At 69.4% G+C, this 20429-nt stretch carries 14 protein-coding genes; 8 read left to right on the top strand and 6 right to left on the bottom strand.

The window, feature by feature from the left end; translation table 11 throughout:
- The first annotated feature begins 5 nt into the window (after positions 1-5).
- The gene (locus tag ACSYGN_RS36340) at positions 6-998 is read left to right on the top strand and encodes an enoyl-CoA hydratase/isomerase family protein (protein ID WP_460404216.1); all 993 of its coding nucleotides are present in this window, start codon (positions 6-8) and stop codon (positions 996-998) included.
- Between the two features lie 113 nt (positions 999-1111).
- Here ACSYGN_RS36340 and ACSYGN_RS36335 read toward each other — a convergent pair whose 3' ends face one another.
- Complete coding sequence (locus ACSYGN_RS36335) at positions 1112-2116, bottom strand: DMT family transporter (RefSeq protein ID WP_460404214.1); 1005 nt, start codon at positions 2114-2116, stop codon at positions 1112-1114.
- 21 nt (positions 2117-2137) lie between these two features.
- Between ACSYGN_RS36335 and pdxR the strand changes: the two genes are divergently transcribed.
- Entirely contained in the window at positions 2138-3739 is a 1602-nt protein-coding gene (pdxR, locus tag ACSYGN_RS36330) for a MocR-like pyridoxine biosynthesis transcription factor PdxR (protein ID WP_460404212.1), read from the top strand.
- A gap of 157 nt (positions 3740-3896) precedes the next feature.
- Here pdxR and ACSYGN_RS36325 read toward each other — a convergent pair whose 3' ends face one another.
- The 3 genes from ACSYGN_RS36325 to ACSYGN_RS36315 form a co-directional block, all read right to left on the bottom strand.
- A complete protein-coding gene (locus ACSYGN_RS36325; RefSeq protein WP_460404210.1) occupies positions 3897-6671 on the bottom strand; it encodes an alpha/beta hydrolase family protein in 2775 nt (924 codons plus the stop codon).
- 329 nt (positions 6672-7000) lie between these two features.
- A complete protein-coding gene (locus ACSYGN_RS36320; protein WP_460404208.1) occupies positions 7001-7984 on the bottom strand; it encodes a DUF3048 domain-containing protein in 984 nt (327 codons plus the stop codon).
- Between the two features lie 252 nt (positions 7985-8236).
- Positions 8237-8770, bottom strand: coding sequence for a COG4315 family predicted lipoprotein (locus tag ACSYGN_RS36315; RefSeq protein WP_460404206.1), 534 nt, complete (start codon positions 8768-8770; stop codon positions 8237-8239).
- A gap of 272 nt (positions 8771-9042) precedes the next feature.
- Between ACSYGN_RS36315 and ACSYGN_RS36310 the strand changes: the two genes are divergently transcribed.
- Positions 9043-9726 carry an anti-sigma factor gene (locus tag ACSYGN_RS36310; RefSeq protein WP_460404204.1) on the top strand — a complete coding sequence of 228 codons (684 nt, stop codon included), beginning with the start codon at positions 9043-9045 and terminating at the stop codon, positions 9724-9726.
- Between the two features lie 112 nt (positions 9727-9838).
- Positions 9839-10312, top strand: coding sequence for a hypothetical protein (locus ACSYGN_RS36305; RefSeq protein WP_460404202.1), 474 nt, complete (start codon positions 9839-9841; stop codon positions 10310-10312).
- A 79-nt stretch (positions 10313-10391) separates the two neighbouring features.
- Here ACSYGN_RS36305 and ACSYGN_RS36300 read toward each other — a convergent pair whose 3' ends face one another.
- Together ACSYGN_RS36300 and arfA are read right to left on the bottom strand one after the other, a co-directional pair.
- Positions 10392-11414 (bottom strand): LacI family DNA-binding transcriptional regulator, encoded by a 1023-nt coding sequence (locus ACSYGN_RS36300; RefSeq protein WP_460404200.1) that lies wholly within the window; start codon positions 11412-11414, stop codon positions 10392-10394.
- Between the two features lie 28 nt (positions 11415-11442).
- Positions 11443-12963, bottom strand: coding sequence for an arabinosylfuranosidase ArfA (gene arfA, locus ACSYGN_RS36295; protein WP_460404198.1), 1521 nt, complete (start codon positions 12961-12963; stop codon positions 11443-11445).
- 257 nt (positions 12964-13220) lie between these two features.
- Between arfA and ACSYGN_RS36290 the strand changes: the two genes are divergently transcribed.
- From ACSYGN_RS36290 to ACSYGN_RS36275, 4 genes are read left to right on the top strand one after another with little or no spacing between them, the layout of a single operon-like run.
- On the top strand, positions 13221-14474 hold the full coding sequence (locus ACSYGN_RS36290; RefSeq protein ID WP_460404196.1) for a sugar ABC transporter substrate-binding protein: 1254 nt from the start codon (positions 13221-13223) through the stop codon (positions 14472-14474).
- 60 nt (positions 14475-14534) lie between these two features.
- Positions 14535-15476: a carbohydrate ABC transporter permease gene (locus ACSYGN_RS36285; protein WP_460404194.1), complete on the top strand. Its 942-nt coding sequence runs from the start codon at positions 14535-14537 to the stop codon at positions 15474-15476.
- Complete coding sequence (locus ACSYGN_RS36280; protein ID WP_460404192.1) at positions 15473-16453, top strand: carbohydrate ABC transporter permease; 981 nt, start codon at positions 15473-15475, stop codon at positions 16451-16453. The genes ACSYGN_RS36285 and ACSYGN_RS36280 overlap by 4 nt, the downstream gene beginning before the upstream one ends.
- A 59-nt stretch (positions 16454-16512) precedes the next feature.
- Positions 16513-20403, top strand: a complete 3891-nt coding sequence (locus tag ACSYGN_RS36275; protein ID WP_460404190.1) for a DUF5695 domain-containing protein — start codon at positions 16513-16515, stop codon at positions 20401-20403.
- Positions 20404-20429: the final 26 nt, after the last annotated feature.

Here is a 20429-nt window from a genome sequence, read left to right as displayed (position 1 = left end):
CTGCCATGATCCGTGGCAATTACGAGTCGGACCACGACAAGCGGAAGGAGCTCTCCCACGAGGAACTGGGGACGATTCCCCCGATGAAGTTCGAGGAGTACTCCGAGCGTCTGAAGCACTGCTTCACGATGACGCGGACGAACGGCATCCTCGAGGCGCGTCTGCACACCAACGGCGACTCGCTGCAGTGGGGCGCGGCGGCGCACCAGGGTCTGCACTACTTCTTCAATTGGGCTGGTCGTGACCCCGACAACGAGGTGATCATCCTCGGTGGCACGGGCAAGGACTTCATGAAGGGGATCGGCCGGGTCGACAAGGAGGGGAACTGGCAGCCGTCGTACGAGTTCGCCTCCGACCCCGAGCACGCCTGGCGGATGTACGACTACCAGTACTACGACGGGACGAACGACATCGAGGGCCAGGTCTTCGACGTCGAGGTGCCGACGATCGGTGTGTGGAACGGTGCGGCCTTCCACACGGATCTGGTGCTGTTCTCCGACATCACGCTGGCGACCGAGGACGCCTGGACCACGGAGATGCACTTCCGGGTGAACATGGTTCCCGGCGACGGTATCGGGATCGCCTGGCGTGAGCTGATGGGCCGTAAGCGGTACGCGTACGCGGAGCTGACGGGTGAGATCATCACCGCCCGCAAGGCGCTGCAGCTGGGCATGGTCAACGAGATCTGCGACGACACCGAGGCGGCCTACGCCCGTGCCCGGGAGATCGCCGAACTGATCATGCACACCGGGACCCGGGTGACCCGTCGAATCACCACGCAGCAGCTGCGCAAGGCGTGGAAGGAAGACATCGCCGACGAGCTGCGCAACTCGTTCGCGGCGGAGATGTATGTGACCGCGACGGAGCACTCGCCGCACGAGGTGAGCTACTGGGAGTGGGCGCACGAGGAGGCGGAGCTGGTCAAGGCCGCCGAGAAGAAGGGCAAGGTCATCCGGCCCCGGCTGAACGGCGGTCAGGAGGAGGACGAGATCAAGTAGCACGACCCGGACGGCCCCGGTGGAGATGCCTCCACCGGGGCCGCCGGCCCGTCCCGGCCACCGCACCCCGGCCGCCGGAACACCGCGCCACCGGCACGTCAAGCCCTGACAGGTCACTGCCGAGAACGTGACGCGGTCGGGGGCTGCCCCATGCCGTGCCGGTCCCCCTGACCAGGAACGAGCGTTCCCTGGACAGCCCCGGTCGGTGCGCTCCCCGCCGCGGGCACGGTCGTGCGGCTGCCGGAGGGAACGGAACGCGGCCGCAGGCCCAGGACGAGGCCGGTGATCACTATGGTGATGCCCAGCCATACCGACGGTCCTGGCACGGTGCCCGAGAGAGCGCCGACGGCCGCCGCGGCGAGTGGCGCGATGCCGGTGAGCAGCCCGGCCCGCCCGGCCCCGACGGCACGAACCGTCGAGTACCACAGTACGAAGGCGACCGCCGTCACCATCACTGCCAGGTAGCCGACGGCCGCCCACTGCGGTGGGGACAACTCCCTCATGGCCGAGGGCTCTTCCGCCGTGGCGCCGAGAACGGTCAGCAGCGCCGCGCCCAGCCACGTCGCGTGTACGGACACCCCCCACGGGGAGTGACGCCGCAGTACCGGCACCGCGAGCAGCGTGAAGGCGGCCTCGCAGCCCAGGGCCAGCGCCGCCCAGGCCACCCCGACGGCATCGGTGCGGCCCGTACCCTCCACCAACACCGCGCCTGTCATGACGACGGGTGCCGCCAGGAGGACCTGCCGACTGGGCCTGCGCCGTTCCAGCACGGGGCCCACCACCCCGAGCACCACCGGTGCACACGCCACCGCCACGGCGACCACCGCCGGTTCCGCATGAGCGACGCCCCGGACCACGGCCACGTTGAACAGCACCAGACCGGTGGCCGCGAGCCCGGTCAGCCACAGCCACTCCCGTCCGCGTGGCCACACCAGGCGAGCACCGGTGAGCCGGGCGATGACCACGAGGATCGCGGTCGCGGCCGCGTACCTGACGGCCTGGGTGGTGAACAGCGGGGCGTCGACGAGCGTGCGCGAGACGGTGACGCTGCCGCCGACCAGCGCCATGCCGACCATGCCGGGGGCGAGCTGGGCGAACGAAGCGGTAGGTGTGTCCATGCCGTCCACCCTGCCGTCACAATGGACGTCATGGGCAGGTCCACCGAGCCATCGCCTGAGGGGTCCAAAACACCGGCCCCGACGGCTGAGGCGAACAGCAAGCCGACCTCCGGCGCGGCCGTGGGTTCGGACTTCCTCCAGTTGGACATCGGCCAGGCGCCGCCCGGCAGGCGTACCGACTGGCTCGCCGACCGGCTGCGGTCAGCCATCGCCGACGGCCGACTGCCCGTCGGGGCACGGCTGCCTGCCAGCCGAGTGCTCGCCGGGGAACTGCGCGTCACCCGGGGCGTGGTCACCGAGGCCTACCGGCGACTCGCCGAGTCCGGCCAGATCGCCGGTCGTGGCCGGCTCGGCACGGTGGTCGTGGCCGCTCCCGCCGCGCCCCGCGAGCGCGCCCGCGGGGCGGCGGAGCGCGGCCCCGCGCTCTTCGGCTCGGCGGACCGCGAGGGTGTCGCCGACGCTCTGCGCGCCATGCCGTGCCGGATAGACCTCTCCCCGGGCGTCCCCGATCTCGCCGCCTTCCCCCGTACCGGCTGGCTGCGCGCCGAACGCGCCGTCCTCGCGGGCGCGGGCCCGGCCGACTTCGGCTACGGAGACCCCCGGGGTGCTCTCGCCCTCCGCCGGGCTGTGGTCGGCTGGCTGGCCCGCAATCGCGGCATCCGCGCCGACCCGGACGAGGTGATCGTGGTCGCGGGTGTGGCCCAGGCACTCGGCCTGCTCGGGCAGCTTCTGCGGGCGGAGGGGATCGACCGCATCGCCGTCGAGGACCCGGGATCCCTCGGAGCACGCCAGCAGTTGGAGTACGGGGGCCACACGGTGGTCCCCGTCCGCGTGGACGAGGGCGGCCTCGACGTCGGTGCGCTCCGTGCCAGTGACGCCCGGGCGGTGCTCCTGACCCCGGCCCACCAGTTCCCCACCGGTGTCGTCCTCGACGGGGAACGCCGCCGAGAGCTGCTGAGCTGGGCGGCCGACGGCGGGGTGGTCATCGAGGACGACTACGACGCCGAGCACCGCTACGACAGGCCGCCGGTACCGGCACTGCGCTCGCTGCTGCCCGAAGGCGTCTGCTACGCGGGCAGTGTGTCCAAACTGCTCGCGCCCGCGCTCCGGGTCGGCTGGCTCCTTGTGCCGTCGGGCCGGCAGGACGCCGCCGTGACCGCCAAGCGGTACGCCGACCTCGGGAACGGCATCCTCACCCAACTGGTCCTCGCCCGGCTGATGGACTCCGGCGAGCTCGAACGGCACCTGCGTCATGTCCGGCAGCGCCACCGTCGGCGCCGCGACGTGATGCTGCGGGCGGTCGAGGCACACCTGCCCGGCGCCCGGGTCCACGGGGCGGCCGCGGGCCTGCACCTGCTGGTCACCTTCGGCGACCCGCGTGGCGGTGTCCGCGACGGCGGCTTCGACGACACCGACCTCGCCGCGGCCGCTCTCGCACGGGGCGTCAAGGTGCACCCGCTGTCCTGGCACCGGATGAGCCCCGGCCCCCCGGGTCTGGTCCTCGGCTACGCCGCCGGCCCCGCCCACGAGATCGACGAGGGCATCGCCCTCATCGGCGCCGCCCTGCGCGGTCTTCATCCGGTGGCCCCGGGTGGCCGACCCGCCGGCGCGTCGGGCAGCTGACCTGACGCGGTGTCCGCCTCTGCCACCTCGGCAGCCGACTGCGCCGTGGACGCAAGGGAACCCTTGGCATCCGGTTGGCGCTCAAGTCCTGAGACGCGTGCGGCCGTGCGGTCCCGCGAGGAGGACCGCACGGCCGTCGTCGTTCTCCGGGTCGCCGCTACGGGGCGTCCAGCACGGTGCCGCTCAGTACCGCGCCACCGGGGACCGGGTCCCCGTGGTCATCGGTCAGCTGGAACCGTACGGACTCGGCGGGCTCCGTCACCCGGTCCGTGACCGTGGGCAGGGTCACGTTAGCGCTTACCTGCCCCGGGCGCAGGTACACCCACACGGAGAGGTACTTCACCTGCGACAACGGACGCTCGGGATCCGGCTTCTCACCCGAGGAGTCGGCGAGCCACTGCGGGGTGACGTCCTTCGTGGACAGCTCAGCGCCGTCGGTGACCGGCACGACGCCGAAGCCCACGCCGAGATCCACGTCCGCGGACTCCGACAGGGACACCTTCCACTTCAGGGACTGTCCCTCGGACACCCGGCCGGCCACCGGTGTCACACTGACCGTGGGCCTCGGGTCGTCGTTCAGCACGGTGATCCCGCCGCGGTAGGAACCGATGACGGCGCCCCGTACGGCCTTCACCAGCACGTTGTTCTCCACGTCGTACGAGAACCGCTTGTCGCCCTTCACCCGCACCGCCACGTCGATGTCGTGGCCGCCCGGGCGTACCGTCACCAGGCGCTGCTCGGTCTTCTGGGTGACCGGGTCGACGACGTAGACCCGTACCTGCCCGCTGCCCTTTCCGGACACCTGCACCGGCACGCGGTACGTACGCACGCCGGAGTCGCCTTCCTTGACCGCGGTGCGGCCGACGTCGACACGTGGCAGCGCGGGCTCCGCTGCCGCCGGGGTGCCGGGACGCCAGCCCCAGGCGTCCATCAGCCAGGCCTTGCCCGAACGCGAACGCGGCGTGAGGCCGAGGGACTTGACGTGCTTGAGGTCGAGGCCGGCCCGGGAGGCGGCCGTCAGCGGGACGCGGATCTCCCGCGCCCAGTAGGAGGCGGTCCGATCGGTGCCGGGCAGGCCGTCGACCCGGATCCGGCCGAGAGCCGCCCGCTTCCCGCGGGCATCGGCGAGGGTCACGTCGAACTGTGTGCCGGTCGAGTTGGGCGGTACGAACATGCGCAGCGCCAGGTCCTTGGAACCACTGAGCGAGACCGGCGTGCCGGGGCGCACCTGCGTGGCGTGTCCGGCCGCGGACCACTTCAGGGCCACTGCGCGACGGCCGGTCTCCCGGTCGGTCTCCCACTGGGCGAAGTGCGGTGAACTGCCCTTCGCGTCGCGGCTCAGGCAGGCCACGCCCGGAGCCGGGTCCACGGCCGCGCACAGCCGCCCGCCGGTCACCGAGACCTTGGCGTCCGGCAGGAAGCCGCCGCCACGCTTCGCCCCGACTGCGTGGGTGAGCACGCGCGCGGGGTCGGCCGAGGGTGCCCGCCTGCCCGAGCCGTCGAGCAGCGGCCGCACCCGGTCGTCGCCGGCGACGAACAGCCGGGCCGCCGCCGCGATGTAGGTGCTGCCCGCCCGGTGCTGCTGGTTCGCGGTCAACCGGGTCGCGGTGCCCGGCGAGCACACCGGGTCGCGGTGCCCGGGATCGTCGTAGAAGTCGTCGTCCGCGGGCGCCTCGGCTTGCCCCGGAGTCCACTCGGTATTGAAGAAGTTGTGGTCGGCACCGACCACGTACACGGCGCTGTGCAGTGCGGCGCCTCGGCTCGTACCTCGGGTGCCGTCGACGTAGATCTCGCCCTGGAGGTCGGACACGTCGCCGTCGCAGCCCGGCAGGATCGTCGCCGACGGCACGTCCGCGACCGGGTTCTGGCCGAAGACCGTCGGTCCGATGAGGACGGTGCCGCGGATGTGCCAGCGCACCGGGCCGTGGTAGCCGTCCTGGGCGGCGGGCGGCGGGTAGAGGCTGTCCATCGCTGCCCGGTTGACGCCCTCGCCGCCACGCGAGTGGCCGACGAGCAGGACGCGCGAGAGGTCGGCCCCCGGGGCGTTCCGTACGACGGCGGGTGCCGAGTCCGGGTGGGCGGCCCAGTCGGCCCAGCGGGCGAGGTGCTGCCGTACCAGCGAGGAGCGGGCCTGCGCGCCGCCGTCCTCGGCCGCGTAGTCCTGCCCGTTGATGCCGTTGGCCGAGATCGACACCGTCACATAGCCCTGCGACGCGAGGAGTCGCTGGTCACGCAGATAGCCGCGGTGGCTCGGGATCGGCTTGGTGCCCGCCGGGCAGGGCCAGTCGCCGGTCACTTCGTTGCCGCGATAGCAGGTGGAGTGGCGGCCGTGCAGGAACAGGGCGAGCGGGCGGTGACCGGTGGCACCCTTCGGTGCGACCACCACGGCCTTCATCTCGACCGGTTGGGCGAACCCGGGCAGCCGCACCGGGGCGAGGCCGTACTCGCCCGTCGTCGTGCGGAACGCGCCCGGCTTTCCGGGGTCGACGGGGTTCGCCGGGAGCGGGGCGGGCGGCTGCGCCGCTGTCAGGGAATGCCGGCTGCCGGGGGAGCGCGTACGGCCCGCGGCGTCCAGTGTCCTTCCTGCGGAGCGTACTTGGAGCCCCGTCAACGAACTCGTGTCGCGGGCCCGGCCGAGATCGAGACGGAATGTGCGCCCGTCCGCGTCCGGCCGGGGGACGCCGAGCGGGCGGCCCCCGGAATAGAACTCGACGCGCGCGTCCCCCATGGGCACTTCGGTGGTCGAACGCCAGACGAGCTGCCGTTTCGTCCCCTCACCGGTGATTTTCCAGCCGGGCGGGACACCACCGTCCCCGTCGGCCACCGCTCTCGGCGGTCCGGTGTCCGGCACCGCCGCCTGCGCCGGCCCTGGCGATCCCCCCGCCACCGCGAACACCACCGCGGCGGTCACCCATATTCGCCGGGTACGCATCAAGGCACCCCTCCTCAACTTCCGAGCTCAGGCGCCCCGTTGGTCGGCGGGGGCCTCTCGCGTCTCGGAGGATGACGAGCGGAGCCTGTGGGTTGCCTGTGGTTGGTGAGCAATCGGCGGCGCGCTGTGCCTGTGCGCCGACGGGGCCGAAAGGGCATGGGGGAGTGGCCGCCGGGAAAGGGCACCTCATTGAGCGGACACGCTGATACTGGATCTGCTTGATCCGGGTTAAGCGAGTGGGGTGCTGCGGAACCGCGAACACCGCGTTCTCGCAGCCGCTGCCCCGTCCGCGGCCGGGACCGGCCGGGCGGTCCTGCCGGTCAGGAACGTCACGCAGGCCCCTGAACCAGCACCACGTATGTGTTGCCCCTGCTCAGCAGCATCGGCCGGTCACCGACGGTGTACCGCGTCGTGGAGGTGTCGGTGGGCTTGGACCACAGGCCGTGCCAGACCTTTCCGTCCCGGTAGAAGTCGGCACGGCCGCTGCCGGTGGTGACGGTGAAGACCTCGTTGTCGGGGTGGCCGGCGTTGAAGTCCGTGTACTTGCCGGGCACCACCCGGACGTGCTGGACGATGACGTTGACGGCGGTGAGCGACGTCGACCGCCCGTCCACGGCGATGCTCCACGTCGTGCCGTTCGCGGTGAAGACGAAAGAAGCGGTGGGCATGGCCGCGCGGACGCTGTCCGCCTGGCTGCCGCCCGGCATGTTTGCGCCGAACCGGAAGCCCACATCCCTCGCCTGGGCCAGGTCCGGGTACCGGGCGAACACCTGGGCCGGACGAATGTACGTGGGCGAGGACCCGCCGTTGCTGAACAGTCCGCTGACCGGCGTGATGTTCCGCAGGTCGGCCTTGGCCAGGTCGTGCAGCAGACCGGAGATGGCGCCGCTGTAGGCCAGGCCGACATGCCCGTAGGCGGCGAGGAGGGGGATGTCCGTCTGGCGGGCGCTGCGCACGGGGCCGACCCGGTCGGGCGCGTGGTTGCTGTCGTAGACCGCCAGATAACGGCTGAGCCCGCCCTCGACCTGCTCGACATAGACCACATCCGCGGCGTTCAGGCCGACCTGCTGCGCCTGGGCGGCACCTACGTTGTCGACCTTCACCGCCAGCACCCGCCCCGCCGTTCCAACCCCTGTCAACGGGTTGGCGGCGGGGCGGGTTGACACCGTCGGCGAAGGAGTCGTGGCCGTACCACCGCCCTTCGGCAACGCCAGGAACAGCACCGCTGCGATGATCGCGGCCAGGGCCGCGACGATCCCCGCCACGGCGGCGGCCGGCAGGCGGCGCAGGCGGGCCATGAGCTGTCCTGGCATCGTGATCACCCCGATCAGTGGTGGATGACGACCGCGGTGCGGGGCGGCGGAGCGCCACTCGCCACCGTACTGAAAGTGGCCGCCGGTGTTGCCGACCGGCGCTCCTGCCCGACGGCGGGCACGGACGACTCACCCTCCGAAGATGCCGGGGCCGGCCTGTCGGCCGACGACGCCGACCCGACCGGGAGATCGTCGCGTGCACCTGTGTGGTTCAGCCGCGGCGGTTCGTCCTGGACCGGGACCCTGCGGGGGTCAGTAGCCCCCGCTGCCTCCCGAGCTGCCCGAGGACGGGCTGGGCGCGGTGATCGGGTTCCCGCTGGGGCCGACCACGTACCAGGTGCCTCCGAAGGCCGAGCTGCCCTGGCCGTTGGTGTCGCCGGACTTGGTGTCCCCGGAGTAGTGGTAGAGGGGGTGGCCCTTGTACGTGACCTGGGTCGTGTGGTCGTTGCGGGCGGTGGTGCCGAGCAGAGCGGCGTTCAGGCCCTGCGCGCCGGGGTGTCCGGTGGTGGTGTCGGGCGGCCAGGCCTGGGCGCAGGCGCCGTAGCAGTGCGAGGTGGTGCCGCTGTCGGCCTGGAACACGTAGAGGGTCCTTCCGGATCCGTCGACGACGATCCGGCCGAGGGAGGAGCTTCGCGCCTGGACCATGCCGGAGCCGCCGGTGGCGGACGCGGAGCTGCTGGACGGGTGCGAGGAGCCGTACGAGGAGCTGGTGCCGGAGCTTCCGCATGCGGCGGCGAATGCCGCGACGGCGGTCGCAGCCGCAGCGATGGCGGCGGTGCGGTTCATGACGTTCTTCTTTCCGCCGGAACCCCCTGCCGCGAGGTGTGCGGTAGGGCTGGTCCACCGGCCCGCCACTGGGGCTGGTCTGTAGTTCGATACGTGCGGTAGTTCCGTTTGATTCATTTATGGGCCTGTTTCACTACGATGCGTGTGTGGCGCTCCGCTGCTGGGCCGACCGCCGGGTGAACATGTTGCACTCGGTACACGTATGTCGATGTATAGACCTCTTGGTGTGTGCGTGGTTGTTCGGTCGGGGGTGGAGGCGGGGTGACGGTGCGATGGCGTGTCGCGAGCGCCTCGCTCTTGGCGCCTATCTGCTGGGGTCGCTCGATCCGGCGGAACGCTCTGCCGTGGAACGGCACGTGGTCCGCTGCGCGGACTGCCAGGCCGAACTGCAGGAGCTGGCCCCGCTGGTCGAGCTCATGCAGCATCTGCCCTTCGAGGAATCGCCGCAGACGGTGCGGAGCGCGTGGGGCCCCGGCTCGGGACGGGCTGCCCCGGGCCCGGCCCTCGAGCCCGGCCGCACCGCTGACGCCTTGTCCCGCGTGGTGCGGCGAACAAGGATCCGCCGGGTTCTGGTCGGCTGTGCGCTCGTGGTCTCGGCCGCCGTCGCGGGCGTAGGCATCCATCTGGGTGCCCGTGCCCCGCAGCCTGTGGCGGTCCGCCCGGCGGCCTTGGTCTCCGCCACCGACCCGGCCACCCATGTGAAGGCGTCCGCCGCACTCACTCCCGACCTGACGGGCACCTCGATCCGGCTCCGCATGTCGGGGCTGCCCCCGGCTGTCTGCCGACTGGTGGTGCACGCCCGCGACGGCCGCACCGAGACGGCCGTCGGCTGGACGTCCGGCTACGCGAGTGCGATCAGTGTCCCGGGATCGACCTCGCTCCGCGTGCGGGACATTTCCCGCCTGGACGTCGTCACCGGCCGAGGCCGACTCCTCGTGGAGCTTCGACCCCGGTGAGCGAAGTTCCGCACCGGTGGGGACATAACGGGTTGAACCATCAGGTGTCCTGATACGTACCTTCTGGCGAAGACCGGCAACAAGCCCTGCCCAGCAGGTGACGGAGGTGGCCATGACAGTCGTCGGCCCTGGAACACGCGTACAGCAGCGGGCGTGGACATTCTCCCCGAGTGTCCGGCTGTGGCTGCTTCGTCTTTTCACCGCCGCTTGTCTGGCGGTGGACGCCTACGTGCACGCAGACCTCGCCCCGACCTACGACTCGGTCACCAGGACGATCAGCCAGGGCGACCTGTTCCGGATCGAGGCCGCCGCCGCCGCACTGGCAGCCTTGCTGCTGGTCCTGCTCGGCACACGGCCTCTCGTGTGGGGGTACGCGCTCCTGGTGGCCGCAGCCGGAGCCGCCGCGGTGCTGCTCTACCGGTACGTCGACGTCGGTGCCTTCGGGCCGCTGCCGAACATGTACGAGCCTGTCTGGTACCCGAAAAAGACCGCGTCCGCCATCGCCGAGATGGCGGCAACGGTCACCGCTGTCGCCGGGCTCGTCCTCGCACGCCGCCTGAACCGGCAGCCCGGGGCACGGCCCTGAGCGGAGCCCTTTGTCGGGCGTCGGCAGACCGGGCTCCACGGTGCGCGTCCTGTCGGACGCGCCCCGCGGAACCGCAGGCTCATGCGCTGCGGCGTACGACCAGGGAGAAGTCGGTGACGATCTCCGAGGGGTGGCTGGTGGGGCCTTCGGCGATGCGCCGCGTGAGCAGTTCCACAGAGATACGGGCTATGTCGGCGCTGCCTGGGTCGATCGTGGTCAGACTCGGGTTGCTGTAGGCGGCGGCGGTGACGTTGTCGAAGCCGACGACGGCGACTTCCCGGGGCACGGAGACGCCGCGGGTGACGAGGGTATGCAGGGCACCGAAGGCCAGGGAGTCGTTGAAGCAGATCACGCCGTCGATGGGGATGCGCTTGTCGAGGAGTCTGGCCATGGCGCTCGCGCCGTTGGACTGGTGCCATTCCGTCGCGAGCGCGACCCGTTCCTCGTCCAGGGGCAGACCGCTGCTCTCGTGGGCGAGACGGAACCCTTCGTAGCGCAGCGAGGCGGCACTGATGGGCCCGCCCGCGGGGTTGACGCCGATGGCGGCGATGTGGCGTCGGCCGCGGTCGATCAGGTACTGGGTCGCAGCCATGACGGCCTCGGTGTTCGCCATGGTGACGTGGTCGACGGGTCCGTCGAAGATGCGGTCGCCCAGCAGGACCAGGGGGCCGCCTCCGGTGAGCACGCGCTCGTCGGAGGGTCCGAGGGCGTGCGGTTGGAAGATCAGGCCGTCGGACAGCTGGCGGCTGGTGCCGGAGAGGATGTCGAGCTCGGTCCTCAGGTCTCCACCGGTCTGCTGGATGATCACAGTGAGGTGGTGCTTGCCGGCTTCGGCCATGACCGCCCGGGCGAGTTCGGCGAAGTACTCGATGCCGAGGTCGGGGAGGGCCAGAGTGATGAAGCCCGTCCGGCCGGTGCGCAGGCCCCGGGCGGAGACGTTCATCTGGTAGCCCAGCTCCTGGACGGCCCGTATGACGGCGTCGCGTGTCTCGGGGCGGACGTTGACCTTGCCGCTGAGCACGTTGGACACGGTGCGCGCGGTCACGCCGGCGGCCCTGCCGACGTCGGCCATGGTGACCGGGCGAGCGGGCGGATGGGACATGGGTCTGCTCCTCCTTGAAGGCTGGCTATCAGTCAGCGGCACGCGTGGTCAACCGGAGCACTGCCCACGACACCGCAGGGAGGGACGCCGTGATGACGCCGTCCCGCAGCCGCGTGTCCAGCCGGCCCGGCCGTACGCGGTCGGGGTGTTCGGCGTCGTTGCGCGTCTCGGGGCTGGGACTGTGCACCATGACGGCGGACTCGAGCGCCATCGCGCCGAACGCGCTGATGTCCACCCGCACCTGTGTGGGGCTGCCCGGGTCGCGGTGTGCCAGGTAGATGTGCAGGTCGCCCTCGGGGGCCGAGGCCGCGGCGCAGGCCACCGCCGGCGTCTGCGGGTCGTCCGTGGCGTCGTAGGTGGCCGAGCGCACACTCGGACGCAGGGCGGTCATGCCTGCTGACCGGCGGACGTCGGCGAACGGGTAGAACGTCGTCTGGCGCCAGGCGGGGCCGTCGGCCTCGGCGATGATGGGCCCGATGACGTTGACCAGCTGGGCCATGCTGGCCGCCCGGACGATGTCGGCGTGGTTGAGGAAACTGATGAGCATGTCGCCGACCACGACCGCGTCGGCTGCCGTGTACCGATCCTCGAGCAGGGCGGGGGCCACCTCCCAGGGCATGCCCTCGGTGACCCGGTCGTCGTGCTTCTCCCAGTCCCAGACGTTCCACTCGTCGAACGATATGGCGATGTCGCGGGTGGACCGAGTGGTTGCCTTGACATGGCGGATGGTGGCGGCGATGTCCTCGATGAAGCGGTCCATGGCGACGCCGGAGGCCATGAAACGGGGCAGGTCCCCGTCGTTTCGGAAGTACTGGTGGCAGGAGACGTAGTCGACCACGTCGATGGTCCGCATCAGGACGTCCCGTTCCCAGGACCCGAAGGTGTCCATGCGGTTGTTGGAGCTGCCGCAGACGATCAGTTCGAGGTCCGGGTCGACGGCACGCATGGCGGTGCCGGTGGCGGCGGCGAGCCGTCCGTACTCGTCGGCATCCTTGCGGCCGATCTGCCACGGTCCGTCCATCTCGTTGCCCAGGCACCACATGCGCACCCCGTAGGGGTCTGCCGCGCCGTTGGCGCGCCGGGCGTCGGAGAGCGTCGTTCCCCCGGGGTGGTTGAGGTACTCCAGCAGATGGAGGGCGGAGCGCAGGTCGCCGGTGCCCAGGTTGACCGCCATCATCGGCTCGACGCGGGCCGAGCGGCACCAGGCGAGGAACTCGTCGACGCCGAAGGCGTTGGGCTCGACGCTGTGCCAGGCCGGGTCGAGGCGGACCGGACGCCGGTCGCGGGGCCCGATGCCGTCCCGCCAGTCGTAGGCGGACACGAAGTTGCCGCCCGGGTAGCGGACGGTGGTGACGCCGAGTTCCTGCGTGAGCTTGAGGACGTCCGTCCGGAAGCCCTCGTTGTCCGCGTCGGGATGCGCGGGGTCGTAGATGCCGCCGTACACGCCGCGACCGAGGTGTTCGACGAAGCTGCCGAACAGCCGAGGATCGATACGACCGATCGTGAATCCGGGGTGCAGAACGACGTCTGCACGCTTCGCAGCTGGCACCGGGTAGCCCCTTACCAAGAGATATTTCATCGTGGAAACCAGTGGGTGGCCACACACTATGCCACCCGCCCTTGATGCCGTGCCACCGCCGATGTCTGCATTGATCAAGCTCCCGACACGGTAACCCAGTTGTGAACGCCTCCCCTTGACGCGCGCCACACGCGTTCCTACTGTTTCGCACGGCTCCACAGATTTCATCGATGAAGTCATCGATGAACGCCTGTGGTCGCAGCTGACCCACAACGAAGTGAGGCGTCATGAGAGCAAGAGCAACGGCCGGCGCGGTGCTGCTGAGCGCGACACTGCTGGCCGTGGCCGGATGCAGCCCGAGTTCCAGCGCGGGCGCCGACGGGTCGGGCGGCGGCAAGACCCTCACGGTCTGGCACTACTACTCGGTTCCGGGCCAGACCGCCGGCCTGGACGAACTCGGCAAGGACTTCGCCGCCGGCCATTCCGGCGTGAAGGTCGTCAACACCTACATACCCTTTGACCAGTTGACCAACAAGCTGGTCCAGGCTGCCGGCACCGGAAAGGGCCCGGACGTGGTGGTCTACAACGCCGCCGACACCTACACCCTCACCCAGGCCGGCGCCATCAAGCCGATGGGCGCCTGGTGGGACGGGCGCGCCGACAAAGCGCAGTTCCCCGATGCCGTGGTGCAGAAGGTGGACGGTCGCGTGATGGGCGTCCAGGGCTTCGTCAACCTCATCGGCCTCTGGTACAACAAGGACATCCTGGACAAGATCGGTGTCAAGCCGCCGACCACGTACCAGGAACTCGAGAAGGACATGGCCAAGGCCACGGCCGAGGGCTACGACGCGATCACTCTGACCGGCAAGCCCAACTCCGAGGGTGAGTGGCAGGCCTTCCCGTGGCTCTCGCGGCTCGGCTGGAAGTACGGCGCCCCGCAGCAGGAGCCCCTGAAGAAGGCCTTCGAGCAGGTCCAGGACTGGACCGACAAGGGATACCTGTCCAAGGAGGCCTCCACCTGGGACCAGACCGTCCCCTTCCAGAAGTTCGAGGCCGGCAAGACCGCTTTCGCCGTCAACGGCAACTGGCAGATCACCTCGGCCAAGCAGAACGCCTCGTTCAAGTACGGCGTGGTGCCCCTGCCGGTGGAGAGCCAGGGCTCTGTCTACCTGGGCGGTGAGGTCCAGAACGTGGGCGCGTTCTCCAAGAACAAGAAGCTTGCGCAGGAGTTCCTCGACCAGGAGTTCTTCTCCAAGAAGGGTGAGCTCACCCTCCTGAAGGCGTTCGGCTCCATCCCCGCTCGCGCCGACGCCGGCACCGACCCGGCCATCAGCGATGACCCGATCCTGTCGGTCTTCAGCAAGATCGTCACCAACAACGGTCACGCGTCGCCCGACCCGGCCATCCCCCCGAAGAACGTCGCCCAGGTCCTGCAGAACGTCGGAACCCAGTGGAGCGCGGCCATCGCGGGCAACGGCTCCCCCTCGAAGCTGAGCTCCAGGCTGCTCAGCCAGCTCAAGCCGCTGCTCTCCAGCCGCTGAGCCGGCGCGGCCACCCGCGCAGACCCCTGCTCGAACGCGAAAAGCGCGAAAGAAGACACCATGACGAGTGCATTGGATCTGGACCCAAGCCCCCGAAAGGCCGGCTTCCGGCCTATGCCGTCACGGCGCAGGCGGGCGGCGCACGGGCGGAGCCGCCTCGGCTTCGCCTCGCCCGCCCTGACCTTCCTCGCAGCGCTGTCGATCTATCCGATCTACGTGCTGATCAGGATGAGCGTCAGCCAGGTGTCCTCCGGGACAGTCAACCAGGCGTGGCCGTTCGTCGGCCTGCGCAACTTCCGGGCCCTCTGGGACGGACCGGACCTCGGCAGTGCCGCAGTGCGCACGGCGGTCTTCGTGGCGGTGGTGACCGTCCTCGGTGTGGCCGGCGGCCTGGGCGTCGCCCTCGTCATGCGGGGCAACAAGTTCACCACCTCCGTCCTCCTGGCCGTGATGGTGTTCGTCTGGGCCTTGCCGCCGGTCGTCAACGGAAGCGTGTGGAAGTTCCTGCTCGCAGACAACGGCCTCATCAACGGCCTGCTCCGCGACCTCCACCTGTCGGACGGCGTGCCGTTCCTCTACGACCAGCACCTCGCGCTCTATTCGGTCGCCCTCGTCAACGCCTGGGCCGTCATCCCCTTCAACGCGCTGGTCTTCCGGGCGGCCCTCCTCAACATCGACCCGTCCATCCTCGAGGCCGCATCGCTCGACGGCGCGAACAAGTGGCGCGAGGCCAGGAGCATCCTCATCCCGTCGGCCCGGCCCACCGCGTTCATCCTGACCATCCTGACCATTGTCTACGCGTTCCGAAGCTTCGATTTCGTCTACGTCATGACGGCCGGCGGCCCCGGCCAGGCCACGACCACGCTGCCGTACCTCAGTTACACCCAGGCCTTCACCGAGAGCGACTTCGGCATCGGCTCGGCAACCGGCGTGATCTCACTCCTCATCGTCGCCGCCCTGGCAGTCGTGTACGTCCGCGCAGCCCGCAAGGAGGCGGAGTGACTCGGTTCAGCCCCGGCCCGTCCACCGCACCCGTGCCGTCCACGACACCGCTCGCCCCCCGACCGGAAGGCCAGTCCGCACCCGTGGCCGCGAATGACGTCACCTCTCTCCAGCCCGAGAAGGCCAGGAAGCCCAAGAAGGCCAAGAGCGACCGGGGGCACAAGCCCCGCCGTGAGCGACAGCCGGTCGCGCGTACCACCCGGGCTGTCCTGACCGTCGTCTACGGGCTGCCGCTGCTGTGGATCGTGCTCACGTCCCTCAAGCGCCAGGGCGACGTGCTGTCCAGCACCTTCGCCTTCACCCCCACGCTGCAGGCCTACCGGGACGCGTTGGCCAATCCGGACCTGCCGTACGCCGTCCTCCAGTCGGCGCAGATCTCCATCGGCACCGTGCTCGTCGTCCTGGCGCTCGGTACACCGCTCGCCTACGCACTCGCGCAGGTCCGCGGACACGTTGCCGGAGTCTTCCTCGGCCTGCTGATCTTCCTGCAGATGGTGCCGCAGACCGCGAACGTCATCCCCCTGTTCACCGTGCTGAACAAGCTCCACCTGCTCGACACCACGGCCAGCCTCGTCGTCGCCGACAGCGCCATGCTGCTTCCCTGGGCCACCCTGCTGCTCCGGCCGTTCTTCGCCGCCATACCCGGCGAGATCGAGGAGGCGGCCATGGTCGACGGGGCCGGGCGTCTGCGCACGTTCTTCTCTGTGGAACTGCCCATGGTCCGCAACGGTGTCGCCACCGTCGGTGCCCTGATCTTCCTCGTCGCCTGGGGCGAGTTCGTCTACGCCATCAATTTCCTGATCACCCCGGTCAACTACCCGATGAGCGCACTCATCGCCCAGCAGACCTCCGGCTACGGCGTCAACTGGCCCGGCCTGATGGCACTCGCCACCCTCTCGTCCATTCCGCTGCTGGCCGTCTACACCCTGTCCTTCCGGTCCCTGCGTGAAGGTCTGTCCGTCGGGTCCGTGAAGTGAAGCCCGGCCCGGCCGCCCCGGCCGGGCCGTTGACCATTCGTCCAACCCGAGAGGTCGTCATGGTTTCACCGCCGAAACCACGGTTGGCCGTCGCCGCACTTGCGGCGGTCCTCGCGGTGGTGTCCCTCGCCATCGCTCCACCGACCAGGGCACACGCTGCCACCACCTATCCCTTCACCCTCTCCTCCAGCCAGCTGAATGTGGGCTTCGCCTCCGACGGAAGCATCCAGTCCCTGAAGGTCGCAGGAGACACCTTCGACACCGAGTACGTCATGAACCCCGACGTCGCTCCCGACCAGGGCAACGAGCCCCGTGCCAGGTACCGCCAGTGGCTGGGGAACGTCATGTTCTCCTACGCCACCGGTACCGGAACCGTCAGCAGCACCGGCGTCGGCAGCACACGCTGGAAGTCCGGTTGGACCACTTCCTCCGCGGACTCCCGCACGGTGACCAAGTCGGCCGACGGGAAGACCGTCACCGTCACCTACAACACGTCGTCCGACGCGAACGGCATCAAGGACTTCACCTTCACCGAGACCTACAGCCTCGCGGCGGACGGTTCGCTCACCTGGACGCAGAAGGTCACCAACACCTCGGGTCGGCGCCTGGTGATCGGCGACTGGGGCGTCCCGATGCCCGACAACGAGTTGTGGAAGAGCGGCGACCAGATCTACGAGACCCGCGTCCTCAGCCACTCCTACATCGGCAAGAACGGCTCCTACGTCACCCTGCAGCGACCCAGCGGCCAGGGTCCCTCCGTGCTGTTCACCCCGGACACCGCCACGGGCTCCGGCTTCGAGTACCAGGACCGCTGGCGCACCGAGGAGGTCGGCGACACCACCTGGGCCTGGAACGCCAACAACGAGGGCTCCAACGTCAAGGGCCTCAACGTCTACTACGTCCATTCCATGGCGGCCCAGAAGACGAACCGCGGGTACCTGCCCTCGACCAGCCTCTCCTTGGCCCAGGGCGGCAGCAAGACGTACACCTTCCACATCGGCAAGGTGAACTCCGACCAGGATGTCAAGGACAGCCTCTACAACCAGGGCCTCCTCGACGCCACCGTCGTGCCCGGCATGGTCGTCCCGTACGACCAGACCGCCCAGATCGCCCTGCGCGTCAAGGGAACCGTCAACAGCGTCGTCGCGAAGAACCTGAACGACTCGAGGAACAGTTCCCCGACCGACCCCAGCGTCACGTTCTCCCGCACCAAGGGCCAGTACCGCATCTACAACGTCGGCTTCGACTCCACCCAGATCGGCAACGACCAGCTGACGGTCAACTACACCGACAGCGGCGGCCGCGCCAGGACGTCGGTCCTGCAGTTCGATGTCATCGGCAAGATCTCGGACCTGCTGGACTCGCACGCCAAGTTCATGGCCGACAAGACCCAGTGGAACACCTCGGCCGGTATCACCACCGCCGACATCCGCTACAAGACGTTCGACGACTGGATGATGAACGCTGCGGACGGCTCCGTCCCCAGCGGCTCCGACCCGCCGGCCGGACGCCGCAACGCGTACGCCGGCTACTGGGGTCTCGGCGACGACTGGGGCCTGACCCACGGCGAGTTCCTTGCCGCGAAACTGGTCGCACGCCCCGACGCCACCCAGGCCCAGGCCCTCGACGACTACCTCGAGAAGGCCGTCTGGGAACACCTGATGGGCAACACCGCAAACCAGCCGGACCCGAGCTACCTCGTCTACGACTTCTGGGAGCAGGGCCACCCCGGCAGCCAGAACACCACGCCCAGCTACCGCGGTTACGCCTATGCGCACGTCTTCAACACCTACTTCGGGATGTACCAGATCGAGAAGCAGAACCCCGGTCTGATCACCTATGCCCACGACGCCAACTGGTACCTCGGCACCGCCTACCACATCTTCAAGGAGCTGTACGACGGCCCGGTCGCCTACAACTGGAACACCGGCCTGATGGGCGAGCTGACCACCCCGGCCCTGATCACCGCCCTGCGCGCGGAGAACCTGAGCGACTACGCGAACGACGTCGAAGCGAAGATGGCGGCCAAGTACGCCAACTTCTCGGCACAGAAGTACCCCTACGGCTCCGAGTACAGCTACGACAACACGGGCGAGGAGGCGGTCTACACCCTGGCCAAGCAGAACGTCAACGGTGACAAGGCCAACGCGCTGCGGATGATGCGCGACATCGTCCTCAAGACCCGGGCGGCACGCGGCCAGATGCCGGTCTGGTACTGGTACGCCGATCCCACCTCCATCACCGGTGAGAACTGGTGGCAGTTCCAGTACAGCATCGCCCTCGCCGGCTACACGATGGACGACTACATCAACCACACGTCCGCGCTGGAGACCGGCACCAACGCCGTCTCCTCCGCAGACCGAGCCACGCTGCAACGGCTCAACTACGCCGCCAAGCTGGGTACCTTCTCCACCATCAACTCCGGCCAGATCAGCAACCACCCCGACAACATCGGCGCTTCCGCATGGAGCTACCAGTCCGAGAAGGGCAACCTCGGCACCCTGGGCACCGGCGGCGGCACCGGTGTCCAGCTGCTCAATGGCTGGCGCGGTATGACCGGTGAGTCCGACCTCGGTCTGTGGGGAGCACTGCAGACGCTGAGCGCGGACGTCGTCACAAACGACCCGATCTTCGGCACCGTCGGCTACGGCGCCACCGTCACGTCCGGATACGACTCCACCGGCGTGGTCCCCAAGGACGGACTGGGACGTCGTCTCAACCTGATCACCCAGCAGCTGTCGGTGTCCCTGGACAACGACCGGTACACCGCGGCCACCGTCGACTCGAACAACAGCGACGTCGATCTCACCTTGAAGAACCTGAGCGGTGCGGCCCACAGTGCCTCGCTGAAGGTGACCGGCCTTGCGCAAGGCACCTACGCGGTCAAGGTCAACGGCACAACCCAGAAGAAGGTGAACGTCTACACGGCACCCGCCGACGCATCGAACCTGCAGGTACCCACCACGGTCACCTACGACGCACCCACCGGGTCCACCTACACGGTGCACCTGGTGCCCACCACCTCCGACGCCAACAGTGCTCCGACGGTGAACGCGGGCACCGACCAGACCGGTCTCCGCCAGAGCCTGGACACGATCAAGCTCAGCGGTGCCGTCTCCGACGACGGCCTGGGCCGGCCCAACGGCACCCTCACCACCACCTGGTCCGTCGACAGCAAGCCCGCTGGCGCGACGGTAAGCCTCACCAACGCCTCCAGCCTCCACCCGACCGTCACCGAGGACAGGCCCGGCACCTACGTGTTCCGGCTGACCGCCAGTGACGGCGCCCTCAGCAGCAGCGACACCGTCCAGGTCACCGTGGACGCACTGCCGCCGATGCCGGCGAACTGGGTGCACTATTCCTTCGACTCCTCCTCCGACGGCACCGTCCCCGACCTGTCCGGCAACAACAACGCCCTCACACTCAAGGGCAACGCCGTCACCGGCGCCGACAGCAGCGACAGCGTGCTCAGACTCGACGGCAGCGACGGCACCTATGCCCAGCTGCCCGACGACATCCTGGCCAACGGCACCGACATCACCATCAGCATGCGGGCCAAGGTGAACAGCGCCGCCGACTGGAGCAGGCTGCTCGACATCGGCTCCAGCACCCAGAAGTACCTCTACCTCGCCCCGAGGACCGGGTCCGGCACCGTCGGCGTCGGGATCAGCACATCGGGCAACGGCAACGAATCCCAGATCACCACCGACTACACGATGCCCACCGGGACCTGGGTGACGATCAAGCTCACCTTCAAGGACAACGGCAACGGCACCACCACCGGAACCCTCTACGCCAACGGCACCCAGATCGGCCAGAACACGGCCATGACCGTGGCGCCGCGCGAGCTGGGCCACACCACCGGCGACTACCTCGGCAAGTCCCAGTTCCCCGACCCGTACCTCAACGGCGCCATCGACAACTTCCAGATCCACGGAGACATCGAGTAGCCCGGCCTTCTGACCCGGTGGCGGGC

It is taken from the genome of Streptomyces sp. YIM S03343 (assembly GCF_054729195.1).
Note: the sequence above shows the minus strand (reverse complement) of the source record. Positions and strands in the feature narration are given on the sequence as shown.